General features: G+C 60.4%; 1 pseudogene. It reads left to right on the top strand.

The features are described from left to right. A pseudogene (locus tag Q1A01_RS23625) lies at positions 1-641 on the top strand (exosporium protein); the annotation flags it as partial.

Genomic DNA, 641 nt, shown 5'->3' with positions numbered 1-641 from the left:
GGTCCTCAAGGAAATACAGGTCCACAAGGACCCGCAGGTAACGATGGCGCTGACGGTGCTGACGGAGCAGTTGGACCACAAGGACCGGCAGGTGCAGATGGTTCCGACGGAGCAGTTGGACCGCAAGGACCAGCAGGTAACGATGGAGCAACAGGACCACAAGGTCCTCAAGGGAATACAGGTCTACAAGGACCCGCAGGTAACGATGGCGCTGACGGTGCTGACGGAGCAGTCGGACCACAAGGACCAGCAGGTGCAGATGGCTCTGATGGAGCAACAGGACCACAAGGACCAGCGGGTGCAGATGGCGCTGACGGAGCAGTTGGACCACAAGGACCAGCAGGTGCAGATGGCGCTGACGGAGCAGTTGGACCACAAGGACCAGCGGGTGCAGATGGCTCTGATGGAGCAACAGGACCACAAGGTCCTCAAGGAAATACAGGTCCACAAGGACCAACAGGTGCTGACGGAGCAGTTGGACCACAAGGACCAGCAGGTGCAGATGGAGCTGACGGAGCAGTTGGACCGCAAGGACCAGCAGGTGCAGATGGCGCTGACGGAGCAGTTGGACCACAAGGACCGGCAGGTGCAGATGGTGCTGACGGAGCAGTTGGACCGCAAGGACCAGCAGGTGCTGACGG

Origin of the sequence: uncultured Dokdonia sp., assembly GCF_947492815.1 — a bacterium.
Lineage (GTDB): Bacteria > Bacteroidota > Bacteroidia > Flavobacteriales > Flavobacteriaceae > Dokdonia.
The sequence above is the reverse complement of the archived record's forward strand: the minus strand, read 5'-3'. Positions and strand labels throughout refer to the sequence as shown.